This is a genomic window from Mesorhizobium sp. C416B (assembly GCF_030323165.1).
Lineage (GTDB): Bacteria > Pseudomonadota > Alphaproteobacteria > Rhizobiales > Rhizobiaceae > Mesorhizobium.
Genome location: NZ_CP100471.1, coordinates 4,645,001 through 4,664,329 on the forward strand (window position 1 = coordinate 4,645,001; position 19,329 = coordinate 4,664,329).

Annotated in this window: 8 protein-coding genes, 1 tRNA gene and 2 rRNA genes (1 of these 11 running past the window's edge); 5 read left to right on the top strand and 6 right to left on the bottom strand. The window is 62.4% G+C overall.

All coding sequences use genetic code 11. From position 1 onward, the window contains the following. From NLY43_RS22705 to NLY43_RS22715, 3 genes are all read left to right on the top strand, one after another. Window positions 1-1,034 (top strand): 23S ribosomal RNA (locus tag NLY43_RS22705) (it extends 1,768 nt beyond the left edge of the window). Between the two features lie 200 nt (window positions 1,035-1,234). Continuing rightward, a 5S ribosomal RNA gene (rrf, locus tag NLY43_RS22710) occupies window positions 1,235-1,349 on the top strand. Window positions 1,350-1,607: 258 nt separating this feature from the next. Then, window positions 1,608-1,684: transfer RNA gene (locus NLY43_RS22715), tRNA-Met, on the top strand. Window positions 1,685-2,003: 319 nt separating this feature from the next. Here NLY43_RS22715 and NLY43_RS22720 read toward each other — a convergent pair. Next, entirely contained in the window at window positions 2,004-2,798 is a 795-nt protein-coding gene (locus NLY43_RS22720; protein WP_023712260.1) for a SapC family protein, read from the bottom strand. 238 nt (window positions 2,799-3,036) lie between these two features. On the opposite strand from NLY43_RS22720, the gene NLY43_RS22725 reads away from it, so the two are divergent. Both NLY43_RS22725 and NLY43_RS22730 read left to right on the top strand, forming a co-directional pair. Then, a complete protein-coding gene (locus tag NLY43_RS22725) occupies window positions 3,037-3,306 on the top strand; it encodes a DUF6916 family protein (RefSeq protein ID WP_023672960.1) in 270 nt (89 codons plus the stop codon). A 71-nt stretch (window positions 3,307-3,377) separates the two neighbouring features. Continuing rightward, window positions 3,378-3,956: a 2OG-Fe(II) oxygenase gene (locus NLY43_RS22730; protein ID WP_023672959.1), complete on the top strand. Its 579-nt coding sequence runs from the start codon at window positions 3,378-3,380 to the stop codon at window positions 3,954-3,956. Between the two features lie 15 nt (window positions 3,957-3,971). On the opposite strand, the gene NLY43_RS22735 is transcribed toward NLY43_RS22730, so the two are convergent. The 5 genes from NLY43_RS22735 to NLY43_RS22755 form a co-directional block, all read right to left on the bottom strand. Further along, the gene (locus NLY43_RS22735; protein WP_023712261.1) at window positions 3,972-4,499 is read right to left on the bottom strand and encodes a GNAT family N-acetyltransferase; all 528 of its coding nucleotides are present in this window, start codon (window positions 4,497-4,499) and stop codon (window positions 3,972-3,974) included. Between the two features lie 10 nt (window positions 4,500-4,509). Beyond that, a complete protein-coding gene (locus tag NLY43_RS22740; protein ID WP_023672957.1) occupies window positions 4,510-5,037 on the bottom strand; it encodes a phage tail protein in 528 nt (175 codons plus the stop codon). A gap of 9 nt (window positions 5,038-5,046) precedes the next feature. Continuing rightward, window positions 5,047-5,568 (bottom strand): phage tail protein, encoded by a 522-nt coding sequence (locus tag NLY43_RS22745; RefSeq protein ID WP_023672956.1) that lies wholly within the window; start codon window positions 5,566-5,568, stop codon window positions 5,047-5,049. A gap of 12 nt (window positions 5,569-5,580) precedes the next feature. Next, the gene (locus tag NLY43_RS22750; RefSeq protein WP_023672955.1) at window positions 5,581-6,087 is read right to left on the bottom strand and encodes a phage tail protein; all 507 of its coding nucleotides are present in this window, start codon (window positions 6,085-6,087) and stop codon (window positions 5,581-5,583) included. Window positions 6,088-6,205: 118 nt separating this feature from the next. Further along, complete coding sequence (locus NLY43_RS22755; RefSeq protein WP_156936201.1) at window positions 6,206-19,162, bottom strand: inverse autotransporter beta domain-containing protein; 12,957 nt, start codon at window positions 19,160-19,162, stop codon at window positions 6,206-6,208. Window positions 19,163-19,329: the final 167 nt, after the last annotated feature.

Here is a 19,329-nt window from a genome sequence, read left to right on the forward strand (position 1 = left end):
TGGAAGGTTAAGAGGAGGGGTGCAAGCTCTGAATCGAAGCCCCAGTAAACGGCGGCCGTAACTATAACGGTCCTAAGGTAGCGAAATTCCTTGTCGGGTAAGTTCCGACCTGCACGAATGGCGTAACGACTTCCCCGCTGTCTCCAGCATAGACTCAGTGAAATTGAATTCCCCGTGAAGATGCGGGGTTCCTGCGGTTAGACGGAAAGACCCCGTGCACCTTTACTATAGCTTTACATTGGCATTCGTAGTGGCATGTGTAGGATAGGTGGTAGGCTTTGAAACCTGGGCGCCAGCTCAGGTGGAGCCACCCTTGAAATACCACCCTTATTACTATGGATGTCTAACCGCGGCCCGTTATCCGGGTCCGGGACAATGTATGGTGGGTAGTTTGACTGGGGCGGTCGCCTCCTAAAGAGTAACGGAGGCGCGCGATGGTGGGCTCAGAACGGTCGGAAATCGTTCGCTGAGTGCAATGGCATAAGCCTGCCTGACTGCGAGACTGACAAGTCGAGCAGAGACGAAAGTCGGTCATAGTGATCCGGTGGTCCCGCGTGGAAGGGCCATCGCTCAACGGATAAAAGGTACGCCGGGGATAACAGGCTGATGACCCCCAAGAGTCCATATCGACGGGGTTGTTTGGCACCTCGATGTCGACTCATCGCATCCTGGGGCTGGAGCAGGTCCCAAGGGTATGGCTGTTCGCCATTTAAAGCGGTACGTGAGTTGGGTTCAGAACGTCGTGAGACAGTTCGGTCCCTATCTGCCGTGGGTGTAGGAATATTGAAAGGATCTGTCCCTAGTACGAGAGGACCGGGATGGACGGATCTCTGGTGGACCTGTTGTGGCGCCAGCCGCATAGCAGGGTAGCTATATCCGGACGGGATAACCGCTGAAGGCATCTAAGCGGGAAACCCACCTTAAAACGAGTATTCCCTGAGAACCGTGGAAGACGACCACGTTGATAGGCCGGGTGTGGAAGAGCGGCAACGCTTGAAGCTTACCGGTACTAATAGTTCGATCGGCTTGATCGTTCTCATTCCTTATGCTCATCGTGAACACGATGATCTGACCAGCGCTCACGCATGAGCGGCCCTTAACAGGGCCTATGCTCCGCGAGGGCGCCGGAAAACCGGCGACGCGCAGTCGCGCTTGCGGACTTGTCCGTTAGCTAGACACAAACGTCGCCTTGGCACGAAAAAACAGCTTCTCGATATAACGTGCGTTTTGCCGACCTGGTGGTTATGGCGGAGCGGCTGCACCCGATCCCATTCCGAACTCGGCCGTGAAACGCTCCAGCGCTGATGGTACTTCGTCTCAAGACGCGGGAGAGTAGGTCGCTGCCAGGTCTGCAAAACGCACGTTGAACTCTCATCCGCAAACCGGATGAAACTGAAATCTTCTCTCTACGAAAAGGCCCGCCAAGGGATCACGGGCCGCGCAAGCGGCCCTTTCATTTGGTCAGCCATATACCTATCTGTAAGCCATCCTGTTCATAGGCCCAGGCTTACGTCCAGATAAGCAAGCAAACGCTTGCTTCAGATCCGGAGCAGGCAAGAGCTTGCCCTGGAGAGTCCGGAGCAAGCAAGAGCTTGCCCTGGAGGTGACGCGGGGTGGAGCAGCCCGGTAGCTCGTCAGGCTCATAACCTGAAGGTCACAGGTTCAAATCCTGTCCCCGCAACCAACAAAAAAAGCCCGCTTCACGCGGGCTTTTTGCGTTCGGACCGTGATCGATGGCCGCGACCGGATATTCAACGATCGAGGAGGGCAGCAAGGCTGGCGTGCTCGACTTTATTGACAGGTCCGCGAACCGGGGGGTGATGCCGCCTCGGCGCATTTCGGCGAGAGCTACACGTCGAGCATTGGGAGTTCGCCAGCCCGTCATGGCAAGCGATCTGCACGACAACAGCATGATTCGAGCGGCGGAGAGATCGTCGTACGAAGGCGCGAACCGTTGATTTAAACAACCCGCGCCTTGCCGAAGCTTTTCGTCGCGGGCCGCGTCAGCCAGCTCGCCGCAATGACGCCTGGAAGACCAGCGAGGTCCAGCTGTTGCTCGAGGCGAGATGGCAATAGAGCAGCGCAAGCGCGCCGGATTTCCTGAGATCGAGAAACGCCTCGTCGCTCAATTTGTTGAAGGCCGGCTCGTCGATCACCTGAAAGTCGGTGAGGTTGAGGGTCTCGCCGCCCTCCAGCGTCACCTTGCTCTGCCGCGGCGCGAACAGGCCGTGCGCGTCGATCTTGTCGATCATGGCGCGAGTCGCATTGAAGTCGGTCTGGAACTGGCTGCAGAAGGCGAGCGCCTGCTTCGAGGCCTCGGCCGGCTCGTTGCCGTCGAAGAAGGGCGCGATCTCGTCGCTGTCCTTGGACGAAGGCATCTGCTCGACGACGCGTTCGCTGGCACGGTCGATGCACAACGTCAGGCGGCCGGTCGTTTTCGATTCATCGGCGAGGATGAAGGGGTAACGGCGGACATAGGCGGGAATGTAATGCGGCTCCGCCCATTTGCCGTCGGCGCCTACGAACAGGTTCTGGTCCTGGCGCAGACCGGTGATGATGACAGGCGCCTTGGCGTCGCCAATGAAAACGATCGGATAGGAGCGCATCGCCGCCGGCATTTCCGATGCGACGACGGGGATGGCGTACGCGGTGCGGGCAAAGGAGAAATCGGCCCGCGCCGTAAGGCCGAGTGAGCCGTGCCGCAGCGGATTGAGCGCCTCGGGTTTTTTGTAGAACAGCGGCAGCGTGTTGGTCGCGGTGCTTCCGGCCGGGGCCGTGTCTGTTTTCGCGTCAGTCATCCCTAGTGTTCTCCTCTTATACCATTCCGGTTTAGGCCAGTGGCTGCCGGTGCGCAACGCGTTGACGGCTGCTTCACCCTACGTGGCCAAGATAAATCTATCTGTTTGTTTGATCGTGCTCTTTTGTACTTCTGGAGATCGAGCTCTATAGACAGCACGCCATGAAGCGGCGAGATTGGCTGACGGGATAGACATCTCAAGAGAGCCGTCTGAAAGACAGACGAACCAGGGCAGGCGCATGGCATCGCTTTCGGATTTCGAGCAGGGGCAGAGCTTTTCCGTCGAAGCCGGCGGTCAGACGCTCACGATGGAACTGAGCGCGGTGCAGCCCATTGCCAACAGCCCGCGCGACGGCGGTGGCTTCACGCTGCTGTTCAGGGGGCCGCGCGACGCGGCGCTGCCGCAGGCTATCTATCGGTTCAACGGCAAAAGCGGCGCCCATGAGATCTTCATCGTGCCGATCGCTGCCGATGAGGCAGGGCGGCTTTACGAGGCGGTATTCAACTGATTTTTTCGACCGGATCGGCCACGGGGACGCTCCGGCCATCAGGGCGATTTGGCAGCGCGGCGGCTCGACATATGATCGACTATATCGAGATTGCGGACGTATTTGACGGAGCGGCGTGTAGCGCACTGTGCGCGGAAATTCGGGCGGCCTTGGGCCGTCCGGCCGGCCTGCTGGGGCGTGCCGACCAGAAGATGGCATGGCCGGAGATCCGAAAGACCGTGCGCGCCGATGTTTCGCAGGCCACTGAAGAGCGAGTGAGTGCCCTGTTGGCGCAGCAGAAGGCGGCTCTGGAGCGGCATTTCGGGCTGCTGCTCGGCCAGGTCGAGAAACCTCAGTTCCTTCACTATCGGCAAGGCGATTTCTTTGTGCCGCACCAGGATGGCAACACGCCGCTCATTCACGACGAGTCGCGGTTCCGAAAGATCTCGGTGGTGATCTTTCTCAACCGTCAATCGGACAACCCTTCGCCAGAAAGCTATGCAGGCGGCTCGCTGGTCCTGCATGGGCCTTACAGCGGCCCGGACCTGCGCATTGCCATGCCGGCATTGCCGGGCTCTCTCGTCGCCTTTCGCTCGGAAACGACGCATGAAGTCACCCCGGTCACGTGCAACGAACGTTTCACCATCGTCTCCTGGTATCGCGGCACGTGACGACCGGCACGGCCCTTACGGCGAACGGATCATCAGGTCGTAGACGCCCTTGTCCTCGGCAACGGTGAAGCCGAGGCGCTTGTAGAGCCGCCGCGCTGGATTGTTCTTCTCGACATGGATCGAGACCGACTTGCCGACGGCGGCGGCCTCATCGATGAGATCGGCGAGCAACGCACCGCCAGACCCCTTGCCGCGATGCGCCGGCAGGAAGGCGATATCTATGATGCAATGCTCGCTCGCCGAGCGCTCGATATACAGGCGACCGATATCTTGCCTTGCCTGCTCGATCACCAGCCAGTCGGCGTTGGGATAGTATTTCTGGTAATGCGCGTGCTGCGCTTGAAACTGCATGTCGAGGAACGCCGTTTTCTGCGCGTCGCTCCACGGCGTGACGGCAAGTTCTTCGGTGCGGGTCGAGGCGTAGAGCGCCGACAGGAACGGCAGATCGGTGTCCGCCATCGGGCGGAACGTCAGATCAATCCGCGCCGCGCGCACCCAGCAAAATATAACAGGCCCGTTGTCCACAATCGGAAGCTGGATCATGGAGTGGCGCTTACGGACGCGCCGGATAAACGCCTTGCATAGCAATGATGAACGTCATCGCCAGATAGGGAGGCAGGTTGTTGTGAGGCAACGTACTGCCCGTCATGCTCAGTGCCTGGGGGTCCATCTGGACCAGATTTTGCGAAGTGTTGTTCTGATACAGCGTTCCGCCCCCCGATTTCCCCAGAACAACCGCATCGGTAAGAGTTCCCTGGGCGCCACTCTCGGTGGATATCGCGACAAAATGATTATGTTGCGGCATTTCCGTTTGCAGAAGGGTGATGGACGTTTCGCCACCCGTCTCGCCGAGAAACCGCTCCGACAAGCCATTGCCCTGTCCTTGCCCCATGGGCGCGGAGCCAGCCATATTCGGCAACGCGAAGGTCGACTTGCCGTCGCCGCCGTAAACTGTGCCCAGCAGCGAAAACAGCGCCGTATTCTGCGAGATTGGCAGGAGCTGGCCATCGCAGGTCGCCCACCCCGTCGGGGCGAAATCTCCGGCAAAAATTCGAATTTCGGCGACGAACGGATTGGTCATGGCAAGTCTCTAGCTTTGCTGGGGGAAGATGCCAAATAGCGAGATGATGAAACTGACGGCGAGGAACGGCACCATATTGTCGTGAGGCTGGCTGCCGCCGGCCGGCGAAATGGCTCCGGCGGCCATGTTGCCATCAGGTGCGATACCCACATAGGGCGTCAGCAGGCTCGATGTCGCCAGGACACCGCCGGACGGACCCGGATTCTTGGCGATATTCGACGAACCGGTCCAGGTATGGGAATGGTTCGGCATTTGTTGGGTTGAAACAGTGACGGATTCGACCCCGCCCAGTTCTCCGATGATATAGGTCTGGCTGACCAGCGGGCCCTTGCCAGCATGGACGGGGATGCGGGATGCGAGGTTGGGCAGGGCGAATGTTTCCTCCCCGTCGCCGCCATAGGTCGTACCGATCAGATTGAACAAGGTTTCGTTCTCGGAGATCGGCATCAACTGGCCTTGGCAGAACGCCCAGCCATTCGGAGGGAAATTGCCACCGAACATCCTGATCTCGCCGACAAAAGGTTGGCTCATCGAAGCGTCCTCTTAATTTCGCGACGGGAATATGCCTTGCAGGGCAATGATGAAATTCAAGACGAGATAGGGCGATCTGTTCTCATGCGGCTGGCCGCCACCGACGAAAGTGATGTTTTCCTTCGCCATAGCCACCGCGCTGCCAGGCGGCTGATAGATCGGGCTGGCGTTCGCCCCCAACAGCGCGCCGGATGGATTGTTGACGTTGCCGGCAGTGTTCGATGCGTTGACGAAATGGTTGTGTGTCGGCATTTCGCCGAGCGTGAGCGTGTGAAACTCTTCGCCGCCCTGGCCGCCGACAATTGCACCAATAGGGCCGCCCGTATGAACCGGCGCACGTCCCCTCATATCCGGAAGGGCAAAATTTGTCTGGCCGTTGCCGCCGTACCTGGTGCCAAGAAGTGAGAACAATGGCTGGTTCTGGTTAAGCGGCAACAACTGGCCGTTACAAAATGCCCAGCCGCGCGGTGCATAGTTCCAGGAAATGATCTTGACTTCACCTAAATAAGGCTCACTCATCCCCGTTCCCTCCGTTGGCCGCTTACTGTCTGAATTCTTGTATTATGCCTAAGTAAGACAACAAGTCGATATCAAATTCATAAAATATATTTCCTAGGACGAAATCCAAGGTTGCTGACTACGGTGTCGCGGCAGGCAGCAGTGGCAGCGGCTGGTTGAAGAACGTCCGGGTGTCCGTCAGTGCCGTTGCCCCGCCATTGACGGTTTCGATACCGGCCTCGCTCGCCTGCGGTACGTTGATCGTGCCGTCGGCGCCGCCGAGGCCGTCCGCGAGGAAGCGGATGGCATTGGCGTTGTTGACGTTGGTGATGGTGTTGGCATGAACGTCGGCATTGATGATAGCGCCGGCAAATGTGGCGGTGACCGTGATGCCGCGGCTGTCGGCATTGTCGCGAATGGTGTTGTTGGTGACCGTCGCGTGCACGGTGCCCGGCTGCACGAGCTGCGTGATCGAGACGCTGTCGCCACCGCTTATGCCGTTGACGCCGATGCTCTGGATAATGTTGTTGTCGATCAGCACCTTGGCGACGCCGAGGCTTTCATGCCCAACCCTGATGCCGTTGCCGGTTCGCGATCCCGAGGTTGCTACGCCTTGCGTACCGATGACGTTGTTGGCGATTGTGCCGTCAAGCGTCCGTGCGAGGTCGCCGCTGCTGAACACGTTGATGGCCGTCGAGTCGCTGTTGGTGACGGTGTTGTTCCGGACGGTGAAATTCAGATTGCCGCCCGTGCCGGCGCCGGAATTGCTGCTCTGGGTAAGGTTGATGCCGTTGTTCAGATTGTTGAATAGATTTCCCGTGGTCTCGCCGATGTGAGCGTTGACGGTGCCGTCATTGGCAATGACGAACAGACCGGTTCCAGGGATGACTCCCGGTCCGGGATAGGCGTTGTTGCCGGTGAAGGTTGCGCCGTCGACGGTCAGCGTCATCGTCGGCGCGCCGGCGACACCGGCGCCGTCCGCCTCGAAGATGAAGTCGCTGCCGGCATTGTTTGAGGCGCCGTTGTTCGAGAACGTGCCGCCGCTCACCACCAGGTTCGCCAACGTGCCGCCGGAATTGATGACCTGCACGTTATGGGTGAATGAGTTGGAGACCGTGAGGTTGGTGAACGTGGCGACGTGCGAGGCGTTGCCGGTAAGTTCGTTGAACAGGATTCCGGACTCGGTGTTGGCATCGGCATTGCTGTTCAGGGTCAGACCGTTGAGCACCACACCGTTGACGCGCAGGCCCTTTATGCCGTTGCCCGCATTGTCGCTGATAATCATGTTGCTCAGGCTGACATCCTGAGTGTCGGTCAGGCTGACGCCATCGCCGGTCGAGTTCTGGATCGTGCCGCCGCTGCCCCCCGTCGCGCCGGTGCCGGTCACCACCAGATTGCCGCTGGTGCCGGTGTTGTTGAGCACGATGCCGTTGGCTGCACCATTGGACGCAATGCTCCTGAACGTCACGTCGCCGGCGCCGATCGTCGTGTTGGCGACATTAAGGGCCGTGCCCGTGCCGGACACGATGGTGTTGCCGGTGCCCTGCACCGTCATCGTGCCGCCGGTGGTGGCTGCCGGACCGGGGCCGGTGGCGCTGAAACCGGCGCCGCTGGTCGTGGCGATGACCAGCCCGCCATTGGTGAAGTTGATCGTCGCGCCGGCATTGTCGCTCAGGCTGACGCCAGCCGCCGTGGTCGAGGTGATCGATTTCGACGCGCCGGAGAAGGTGATGATGCCGGCGACATTGTCGTCCAGCAGGATGCCGATCTGGCCCGCCGCATTATGCGTGATGTTGCCCGACAGGGTGATGTTGCCGGCGGTCAGGGCGCGATCCTGGATGTTGACCGCCTGGCCGGTGCTGCCGCTGGTGATCGCGCCGGCATAGGTGAACGCCGCCGTGCCGCCGCTGTTGGCGGTGCCTAGGCCATCGCCGATACGGATCACGGCGCTTGTTCCGCCCACCAGCGCGCCGGTGCCGAGGTCGATCGCTCCCGAACCGGTGACGGAATCGAGGATGACGGCGCTGGTGCCGCCGGCGCCTTTGTTTGTGGAAGCGAAGGTCACGCCGCCCGCCGCGATAGCAACGCTGTCAAGGTTGACCGCGACGCCGCTGCCGGTCGAAATCGTGTTGCCCGAGCCGATAACGGTCACGGTGCCAGTACCGTTGCTCGTGGCGTTGAAGCCGGTGCCGGAGGTGGTGGTGATGGCTAGGCCGCCGCCGGTGAAGTTGACCGCGGTGTTGGTGTTCGCCGTCAGGTCGACGGCATTGTTGGCTCCGGTGGTCAGTATCTTGCTGGCGCCGGAGAAGTTGATCGTGCCGCCGGTGTTGGCGTTGACGAGGATCCCGTTGGCCACGCCGCCGGTGGCGCTGAGAGTGCCCGACAATGTCGTGGTGCCGGCGGTGCGGGTGGAGATGCTGACGACGTTTCCGGCCGTGGTCTTGGTGACCGAGCCGGCATAGCTGACATTGGCCGAGCCGCCGGTGACCAGGAAGGCCGCGCCGGTCGCGCCGCCGAGCGCACCGGAGCCGAGGCTGACAGTGCCGGCGCCGGTGACATTGGTCAGCGACACGTTGTTGGTTCCGCCGGTCGAATTGGTCGAGGTGAAATTGATGCCGGTGGTGGTGGCGATGCCGTTGAGGTTGACCGCCTGCGCGGAAGTGGAGCTCACCGTGCCGGTCGTCACATTGACCGTGCCGCCATTGATGGCGCTGAATCCGGTGGTGCCGTTGGTGACGATGTCGAGGTTTGCGAAGCTGACGGTCGAGGCCGTGGCGCCGTTGTTGATTGCGACTGCGGTGCCGGTCATCGGCGTCGTGGTGCCGAGATCGACCGTACCGGTGAAGCTCACCGTATTGGCCGCCGTCGCGCCGGAAATACTAATGCCGCTGGCAGCGCCATTGGCGATCACCGAGCCGGCGAAGGTGAAACTGCCGCCAGCGCGGGTCGAGATCGTGGCCGCCGCGCCCGACGTGCTGATGATAGAGCTGGCGCCGTCGAAGCTGATCACCGCGTTGCCGCCGGTCACCGAAAGGCCGCTGCCGCCCGATATGTCGACATTGGTACCGGCAATCGTGCCGCCAGCGCCCGACGCGCCACCGAAGGCGATGCCGGTTCCGGTCGCCGCCGTGGTGATGTTGACGTTGGTCAGCGTCGTCGTGCCGGTGGTGTTGTCGAGTTTGAAAGCAATGCCGGTGGCGCCGGTGCTGGTGACGTTGGTGATGGTGGTGTTGGACGCGTTCAGCCACACATCGCTGGCGTTGCCGGAGAAAGTAACGTTGTTGATCGTCGTGCTGTTTGACGGCGTGATCTCGATACCCTGCGTGGCGAAATTGCTGATGGTCATGTTGCTGATGACGGTATTCGCAGCACCCGCGCCATTGTCCTTGACGCCACGCGCGGCACCCGCCGGGCTGCCATTCAGGATGAAGCCGTCGATGATGTTGCCGCTGGCGCCGAGCGTGATGACATTGTTGCCGGCGCTCGTCGTCAGCGTCGCGGCGCCATTGGGCGTCTGGTCGATGATCGAGATGCTGTTGCTGGCGAGCTGGATGGTGGAGGGCACCGTCAGCGCCAGATTGATGTTGCCGTTGCCGAAGCCGCGCACCTGCTCGCCGGTGGCGAGAGCCAGCGTGTCGTTGCCATTGCTGCCTGCCGCGGTGATGGTGCCGCCATCGTTGACGAGAACCAGAATGTCCGTCGCCACGGCTGCTGCTTCGGCGGTGGCCAGCGTCGCGAGATTGTTCTGGTCGCGACCGCTGCCGTCACCGGTCGCGGACGCGCCGACGAAATAGGCCTTGCCGACTCCGAAGCCCAGGCCGGGAGCCGACTGGAAGTTCACATCCTGGAAATTGTAGGTGCCGGCAACCGGCGCACTGGATGCGTCGATGCCTACATTGGCGCCGATGGTCGAGAGCTGGTCGGTCGCCGATTCGCCGTCGCCATAGGTGAAAGCGAGGTTGGTGGCGCTGTTGAGGAACACGCCGGTGTTGACGCCGGCAATGCTGGAGCTGGCGCCGCCGACAACGGCATCGCCGAGGCGTACCGTCTGGCCGCCAGTGGTGCCACGCAGGTCGACGCCTATCGAGGTGCCGGCGGCGGCGGCATTGGTGACATCGAAGTCATTGGCCGTCACCGCCGCATTGATGGTGGCACCGTTGAGGTCGAAGGCCACGCCCGTGGTGCTGTTCAGGCCGATGTCGAGATCGTTGAAGGACAGCGCCGCGCCAAGCGTGCCGGAAACATCGACACCACGCGTGGTGATGCCTTGCAGGTTGACCGTGCCGAGAATGATGGCCCCGCCGCCGGACGAGGCGATATTGGTCAGCGAGATGCCGGTTGCGGCGGCAGTGGCCGAAACACTGTCGAAATTCATGCCCGCAGCGCCAATCGTAACGCCATTGAGGTTCAACGCGGTGCCGCCGGCCGTCGTGGTGATGCTGTAGTCGCTGAGGAGCGCGCCGACGCTGACCGTGCCACCGCCGCTGGCGTTGAAGCCCGTGCCGGAGGTGGTGGTAATCACCAGGCCACCCGTATCGAAGTTGATCGTCGCGCCGGTGTTGGTCGTCAAGTCGACCGCCGTATTGGCGCCAGTGGTCAGCGTCTTCGTGCCACCGCTGAGAGTGATGGTCCCGCCGGAGTTGCCGTGGACATAGATACCATTGTCGAAACCGCCGGTGGCGCTGAGCGCGCCGGACAGTGTGACCGAACCGCCGGTGACGCCGGAGATGTCGACGATCTTGCCGGCGGTGGTCTTGGTGACGGAGCCGCCATAGCTGACGGTCGCAGCGCCGCCATTGACCAGGAATGCGACGCCCGAAGCGCCGCTCAATGCGCCGGATCCGAGGCTGACTGTTCCGGTGACATTGGCCAGGCCAACATTGTTGGTGCCGCCGCCCGACGAGGTCGAGTCAAGCGCAATGGTGGCGGCGACGTTGGTGAGGCTGATCGACTGACCGCTGGTCGAATTTACCGTCTGGGCTGCAGCGGAAGCGGTGATGCCCATCGTGCCGCCGGTGCCCACGATGGCCGTGCCGGTCGTGGTGTCGATGGTCACACCGCCGGTGAAGCTTGTCGTGCCGCCGCTCTGCGACAGGCCGACGCCGCTCGTCGTATCGATGTTGGCGAGGCCGGTGACGTTGACCGTGCCTGATACCACATGGATGCCGTCGCCGGCCGTGGCGGTGTTGTTGACCGTCACCGCGCCGAAGGTGAACGTACCGGTGTTGGCGCCGGTGACGTCTATGCCGAAGCTGCTGGTGCCGGTGATGGTGGTGGCGCCGCTGACCGTCACGGTGGCGTCAACGCCATTGAAGGCGATGCCGTTGACGCCACCGTAGGCGGTGATGCTGTCGAACTGGATATCGCCGGATACACCGGATAGCGTCAGGCCATAACCGCCGACGCCATTGGTGCTTGTGCCGGCGACGAAGGCGCCGCCGTCGACCTGGTCGATGCCGACAGTCGCTGGAACGGCATCGAAGGTTACACCGCTCACCCCAAAGCCGCCGGTTTCGCCATTGTTGCCCAGAAGCGTGATGTCGGAGAAGGCGCTGACCTTCATCAGCCCGGCGCCGACCGTGCCGTCAACCTTGGCAATGTCGCCGCCGGTTGCCGACAGGATCAGGTTCGACAGTGCGATCTGGCTGGCAGCGGCGCCGTCGGTAAGCGACAGGGCGCCACCGGTGCCGCCGGCGATCGTGGCGCGGCGCAGGATAAGATCGGTGATGTTGGTGCCGGAGATGCCAAGGCCCGCACCGGTGTTCTGCACGATGACATTTTCGATGCCGGCCTTGCCGGAGAAATCGATGGTGTTGCCGTTCGCGGTCGTCAGCGTCGCCAGCACGCTGTCAACATTGGACGCTGCCGTGATGACGGTCGAGGCATTGATGCCGCTGAAGCTGAAGTTGCCGCCGAGGCCGCCGCCGACGGCGCCCAGCGGCGCGGTATCGATGGAATCGCCGGCCTTGAGACCGATCAGGATCTGGCCATCGGCAAGGTTGAGCGTGTTGTTGCCGCCGCCATTCTGCTGAGCCTGCATCATGTCGATGAGGTTGCTGGTGCCGTTCTGCGACGTGTCGACAAGGATGACAACCGAGGCGCCCGACGCTTCCGCGCCGGCAATCGAGCCCGGATTGGCGGCGGTGCCGTCGCCGTCGCCTTCCTGATCGACATAATAGGTGGTCGGTCCCTGGGCCTCGGAGAGGTCGCCGATGAAGCCGCCATTTGCGCCGTCGACATCCTGGAAATTATAGGTGCCGCCGACCGGGAAAACGCCGGTGGAATTGAGGATGTCGATTGCCTTGACCGTCGACAGCTTGTCGACCGCGCTTTCGCCGTCGCCATAGATCAAGTTGATCGCCGTCGTCGGGGTGAACTGGAAGCCGATGCCGGGTCCGGCGCCGGCGCCGCCGATGGTGGAGGATGCGCCGGCCGTGTTCGGATCGCCGAGCTGGATGGTGCCGGTGCCGGTGGTGTTGGACAGGTTGACGGCGGTGGTGCCGGTCGAGGAAGCACTGGTGAGCGTGAAACCGCCAGTCGTGAAGATGCTGTTGACGACGGCATCGGCGAAGGTGATGCCGGTCGAATTGTCGCCGGGCATGGCGATGGTCAGGCTGGCGAAGTTTACCGTCGAGCCGAGCGTGCCGGAAATGTCGACGCCGGTCGAGGTGATGCCTTGCAGGTTCACCGTGCCGAGATTGAGCGTGCCGCCGCTGACATTGTTGAGCGAAACGCCAGTCGCCGCTCCATTGACCGAGATGGAGCTGAAATTGATGCCGCCGGCGCCGACCGTCGCGTTGTCGAGGTTGAGCGCGGTGCCTGTCGTCGTGGTTATCGAGTTGCCCGTGCCGCTGACGCTGACCGTGCCGGCGCCGAAAGTGCTGGCGGTGAAGCCGGCGCCGCTCGAGGTGGTGATGACCAGGCCGCCATTGGTGAAGTTGAGCGTGCCCATGCCCTGGGTCGGGCTGATGCTGGGCAACTTGACGATCGCGTCGTTGGTGCCGCTGCTGGTGTTGAAGATCTTCGACGCACCGGAGAAGGTGGCCGTCCCGTTAGACGATCCGTCAAACCGCACGCCGATGCCCGTGCCGGTATGATCGATCATGCTTGAAATATTGTAGACGCCGTTGGCGTTGCCGGTGAAGACGAAGGCCGCCGTACCAATGCCAGTTGCTGCCGTAGTCGAAACGACCGAACCGCTCATGTTGAGCTCGCTCCAGTCGGCCACGGCCTGCACGACCATGCCGGTGTCGACCTTGATCGAGCCGTTGTAGTTCAGCGTGGCGTGAATGAGGTCGTTACCGCCGCTGACGGCGATAGCCGCACCGGTGGTGCTTGTCGTCGCGCCGATGCTGGCGACGCCGCCATTGCCGCCAACGTTGATGATTCCTGCCTGCAGGCCGTTCGTGACAATGCCGGCTTCCCCACCGTCGATGGTCAGGGTGGAGCCGGCGACGTTGGCGATGTTTATGGTGCCCACTTGCGGGCCGCCGATATCGAACCCTCGGTAGCTGACGTCGAGATCGGTCGTGCCGGTGAAATTCACCGCACCGGCGCCGAGCAGGGCGTTCAGCGAGGCGCCCATGTAGCCGGTATCTTTCAGGCCGCCAATGTTGACGTCGCCCGCCAGATTGGACCCTGTCAGCAAGACGCCGGCAGCGTCCGATGTCGATACGGCCGAGACGCTGTCGAAGGTGACGCCGGCGGCGCCGACGTCGGCGAGGACAATGAACAGACCATTGCCGCCGGAGGCGATCTTGTTGCCGGTGCCGGAGACGCTGACGGTGCCGCCGAAGGCGGCGCCGAAGCCTTCTCCGGTCGTTGTCGTTATATCCAGGCCGCCATTGGTGAAGTTGATCGTGCCGTCCGTGTTGTCATACGGGACGATGGCGGAGAGGGGGCCCGTGTAGCCGATCTGTACAGCTGTCGTCGCGCCAGAGCTTATCTTCTTGCTGCTTCCCGAGAAGGTGACGGTCGCCGCCGTGCCGTTGGCGATGCCACCGATGAAGATCTGGCCGCCATCGGCTGCGTTGCCGTCGGTCAGATTGCCCGACAGCGTCACCGAGCCGCCGGTCAGTTCCTGGATCGAGACGGCGGCCCCGGTGCCGTTGCTGGCGATGGTGCCAGCATAGGAGATGATTGCATTGCCGCCGCTCTGATCGGCCGCCGAGCCGACATTGAAGGCTGTACCCGAACCGGTGTTGGTCAGCGTGCCGGTGCCGAGCGCGACCGTACCGGTCAGATGCTGCAGGTCGACACCGCTGCCGGAATTGAAGCTGGCGCTTGTCGAGGCGAAATTGATGTTGGCCGCAATGCCGTCGAGCGCCACCGCTCCCGCATTGGTGGCATTGATCGTTCCGGTCGTGACGTTGACCGAGCCGCCTCCGGTTGCAGTGAACGCCGTTGCGGCGTCCGTGGTGATGTCGACATCGGCGAAGGTGATTGTGGCGCCGGTGTTGTTGGTCAGCGATACGCCGCTGCCGCCGATCGTCGCCTTGTCCGTGAAGTTGACCAAGCCGCCGGTGCGGTTGGCGATTGCGATGCCGCCACCGGTCAGCGTGCCGGGCGTCGCGCTGTTGGGCAAGTTGCCGCGGGTGACCGTAATGTTGCCGTTGCCGCCGTCGACATCGAGCAGCGTGCCGGCAACGTTGATATTGTTGTTGATAATCGACAGGTTGCCGGTGAGGCCGTCGACGTTGAACGCCGTCTGGCCGGCAGCGACATTGCTGACGGTGACGCCTTCGACAACGGTGCCGCCGGAATTGTTGAAGCCACCCACGCTCTGGTCGATGACGAACACCGAGCCGCTGCCGCCGCTGTAGTCGAAGGCGGTGTTGCGCACCTGATTGCTGCCGAGCAGATGAAGGGTGTCGCCCGTGCTCTTGACCACGCCCTCATCGCCGGTGACATTGCCGCCGGTGGCGCCGAGATTGCCCTGCACATTGACCGGCTGGAACGTACCGGAGGTGAGGATGGAATTGCCGTTGCCGAAACCGGTGATCGACTGTCCCGAATCGAGCGTGAACGGCGTCGCGCTGAGATCGACGGTGCCGACAAAGGCGTAGGTCTGCGTGCCGACCATGGCATCGGCCTGCGCGGCCGTCACGGTGGTGACATCGGCGCTCAGCCCGTTCGTGCCCGCGTGAACAGTGCCGCCTGTCTGCGAGATCATGACGACCCCGCCGACAGTTACCGCCAGTTGGGCATCGCCGGTGAAGAAGACATCGTCGAAGTCGTAGTTGCCGAGCGCCGGATCCAGCCCGATCGTATTGACAGTGTAGCCGCCGGTTGCCGCGGTGATGAAGGATTCCAGCCCATCGGCGGAATTGCCGTCGCCGAAGGTGAAGTTGGCGTTGGCCGACGTGGCCGTGGTGCCGCCTGACGACAATTCGACACCGACGCCGACATTGTCGATCCTGGAGCCCTGCAGGAAGGTGATCGTCTTGTTGCCGGTCGTCGACGACAGGTCGATGCCGCGCGAGGTCAGGTCGCCGGTGCCGGTAATGCTGGTCAGCCCGAAATCGGCTGTCGTTGACGAGCCGCTGAAGTCAATGCCCGTCTGGTTCAGCCCTTCGCCGAGCAACACCGTCGTCGTACCGAAACTGACGTCGTTGTTTGTGCCGCTGAAGTTGATGCCCGCGCTGCCATCGGCAGAACCGATGACAACGATGGTGGGGCCAGAGAATGTGACTGACCCGGTATTCCCCCCAATATCGATGCCGTTGAGGCCCGGCGCACCGATTTCCGCATAGCCGAAGCTGACGGCGCCGGTGTTGCCGTTGAGCGCGATGCCATTGCCAAGCACCTGGCTGATGAGCACGTCGCCGCTGAAGCCGACCGTTGCCGTGCTGCCGCTGATCGAGATGCCGTCGCCGGTGGTGCTGCCGATCGTCGTCGGGCCGGTAACGCTGACGCTGCCGCTGACGCCCGAAAGGCTGACGCCGGTTGTGCCGCCGACGTGGCCGATGTTGGAGAGCGTGACACCGAGCCCGATATTCGACGCTGTAAAGGCGGATGTGGTGTTGTTGTTGACGGTACCGCCGTCGATCGAAAGCGAGCCGGTGCCAGTTGACGTGGCCTGGACGCCGCTGCCGCCATTGCTGGTCGCGTTGAGCGTCTGGAAGCTGGTGATGGCATTGCTGTTGATCAGCAAGCCGTCGCCGGCATTATCCGACACCGTCGTCGTGCCGGTGAAATTGTAGGTGCCGTCGCCCTGGATCGACAGCCCAGCGCCGCCATTACCGGTCGAGCTCAGATTGCTGCCGGAAACGTCGTTGGCGCCATCGAACAGCACGCCATTGAGGGCGGCCCCCGACACGGTCATGCCGGTCAGCACGACGCCGGTAACGCCGCTGCCATGGATGCCGTTGGCAGTACCGCCGGAGATGTTGAAGTCCTGGAGCGAGGTATTGTTGGCCAGCGTGACGACGTCGCCGCTGCCCGAAGCGGTCAGCGTTGCGGCACCGGCCGCATCCGAGATGGTGCTGCCGGGATCGACGTTGTCGCCGGTCACATTGATCGGCAGGCCGCCGAGCGAGAAGGTGCGGCCGTTGCCGAAAGAGGCCAGGGTCTGCCCCGCTTCGAGCGTAAAGCCGTCGGTGTCGTCGATGACACCGCGATTGACCAGCACGAAAATCGCGGTGCCGTCGGTATTGTTGTCGGCGTCGGTGATCGAAGCCAGGTCCGAAAGCGAGGTACCGTCGCCTGTGCCGCCTGCGGCGACAAAGATCAGCTGCGTCTGGTCGAACAGTTGCGGCCCGTTGAACGTCGTCGTGCCGAATGCGTATTGGCCCGAACCGGAATTGAGGCCGCGTGCGTCGAGCGAGGCGAGGTTGCCGCCGATCGAGCCGCCACCGAAGGTGAATTGGGCGTTGGCGGTGTCGGCTGGCGAGCCGGCAATGCCGAGCCGCACGCCGGTGCCGACATTGGCGATGGTGCCGCCATTGGTGATGATGATCGTGCCGCCGTTGGTCTGGACAAGGTCGATCCCGATGGACGTCGTGCCGCCGGTGCCGTTTATGTTCAGCGACTGCGCCGTGAAATTAGTCTGGCTGCCGGAGAAGTCGAGGCCGATGCCGGAGCCGAGCCCGGAGATGATGATGTTGCCGGCGATGACGGACGCATTGACGCCGGTAAACACCATGCCGTCGGTGCCGGGATCGGTGATGTTGATGTCGCCGAAGCGGATCGCGGCCGGCGAATCCGTGATCGCGATGGCCGGTCCGGTCGTGTTCGAGATCGTCGTCGCGCCGTTGACGGTGAAGCTGCCCGAAAGATTCTCGAGCACGACGCCCGATGCGCCGCCGGTCTGGGTGATCGAATCCAGCACGATATGGGCGGTGATCGGATCGATGAAGACACCGACGCCGTCGTCGCCGAGTGCCTTGTTGCCCGACACCTGGCCACCGGTGATGGTGATCGAGCCGGCGACCCCGGTGCCCTTCACGGTAATGCCGGCATCGTTGTTGTCGAGCGAGTTGAGGGTGGCGAAAGTGTAGGTGCCGTGGCCGGTTATATCCAGGCCGTCGTCGCCATTGCCCTGCAGCAGCGTCGTGCCGGTGAAGTTATAGGTGCCGTCGCCTTCGATGTGCAGTCCGTCGAGGCCGTTGCCGGTCGCGGTGAAGTTCGAGCCATTGACGCCGGTCGATGTACCGGTGAAGTCGGCGCCGTGGCCGCCGGTGCCGGTGACCGTGACGTTGGTCAACGTGGCGCCGGTGATGTTGTTGCCGAAGATGCCGTCCTTGCCGCCTGTGATGATGATGCCGCTCAGCGTGTTGCCGTTGGCGAGCGTCAGGACGTTGTTGGCGGGGTTGGTGCCCTGGAGGGTGCCGTTGGATCCGCCGAAATTGTAGGTGCCGATGCTGCCGTCGACGAGCCGCGCCTGGACGCCCCCGCCACCGCCGATGACGGTCTGGCCGTTGGCGAGCGTCACACCGGCTGTCGTAATGTTGCCCTTGCCGCCGAGCGCGACGACGACGCCGTTCGCGCCGGCGCCGGCGACCGCATTGTCGAGCGTGGTCGGGTCGCCGATCGTGCCGAGGCCGAGCGCGTCGTTGTCACCATCGGCAAAGAAGAACTGGCCGAATGCCGTGTTGGTGGCGGCATTGATCGCCACCCGCGTCGACGTGCCGGTAACTTTGTCCTGGCTCTCGATGCGAACGCCGATGTCGCCACGCACGCGCTCGTTGACGCGTTTGCGCAGGCCGGGGCTGACCGGATAGACCGGCTCGGCGCCGTCATCGGACGAAGACGAGCCCTTGTCGAAAGCGTTGAGCGGCACCGTCAGCCGGATGCTGCCGGCGAACTGGGTGTCATCGCGGTTGTCGTTGCGCACCTCGCCGGTGAAGGTCAGCGACGTGCCTTTGCCGATGACGTCGCCGATCGAATATTCCAGGCCGGCCTTGGCGCCGGTGATGCTGCCGTCGTCGCCGTCGGGATCGCCGAAATGGTAGGCGCCGACATCGAAACGCAGTGAATGGTTCTCGGGCAGGTTGAGCGGCACCTGAACGCCGACCTCGCCCTCGATGCCCCAGGCCGCGTAATCGCGGTGGGCGATGGCCGATATCTGCTCGATCAGTTGATGCCCGACCAGCGACAGGCTCGACTCTTGCCCGGCCGTGCTGCGGTCGCCGCTGATCGGCAGATAGACGTTTACGTGCGCATCGTATTTTGAGGTGATGGCCTCGAGGCCGAGCGTCGAGGCGACGAACTGGTGACTGTCCTGGTTCTGGATGTTGAGATAGGCGTAGCCGCCGATCATCAGATCCGGATTGACGATGCGGCGAACGCCGAGGCCGACGTCCTGGCCGAAGCCGTCGTCGAAATCGTATTTCGAGCGCACATCGAGAAAGAGAACGGATTCGAGGTTCTGCTTCAGCGGCAGGAAACCCTCGATCGCCGTGTTGCCGCCATTGTTGTTGGCGCCGATGATGGCGCGGACCTGCGGCTGCCACAGTCCGGTGTCGCCGGCATGGGCGGCTATGCCGGAAAGGGCAAGTGCCAGAGTGGACAGCGCAGTCGTCTTCCAGAGATGCCTGGAAAAACCTGACCGGCGATACTTGCTATTCGCCCGGAAGCTTCTTCCGTGCGTCGCCATGTCATTGATCTGCCGAGTTTTCTCGGTCGTCTCCATCCCTTGCGAACCCCGACGAGTACACGCTCCGTCGCTAATACTATCCGAATCCCAGTGTATAGCGAGCATGATTGTTTGCTTTACACGTACAAGATTTCAAAGTTGTTTATTGTGACAATTCAGCAACAGTA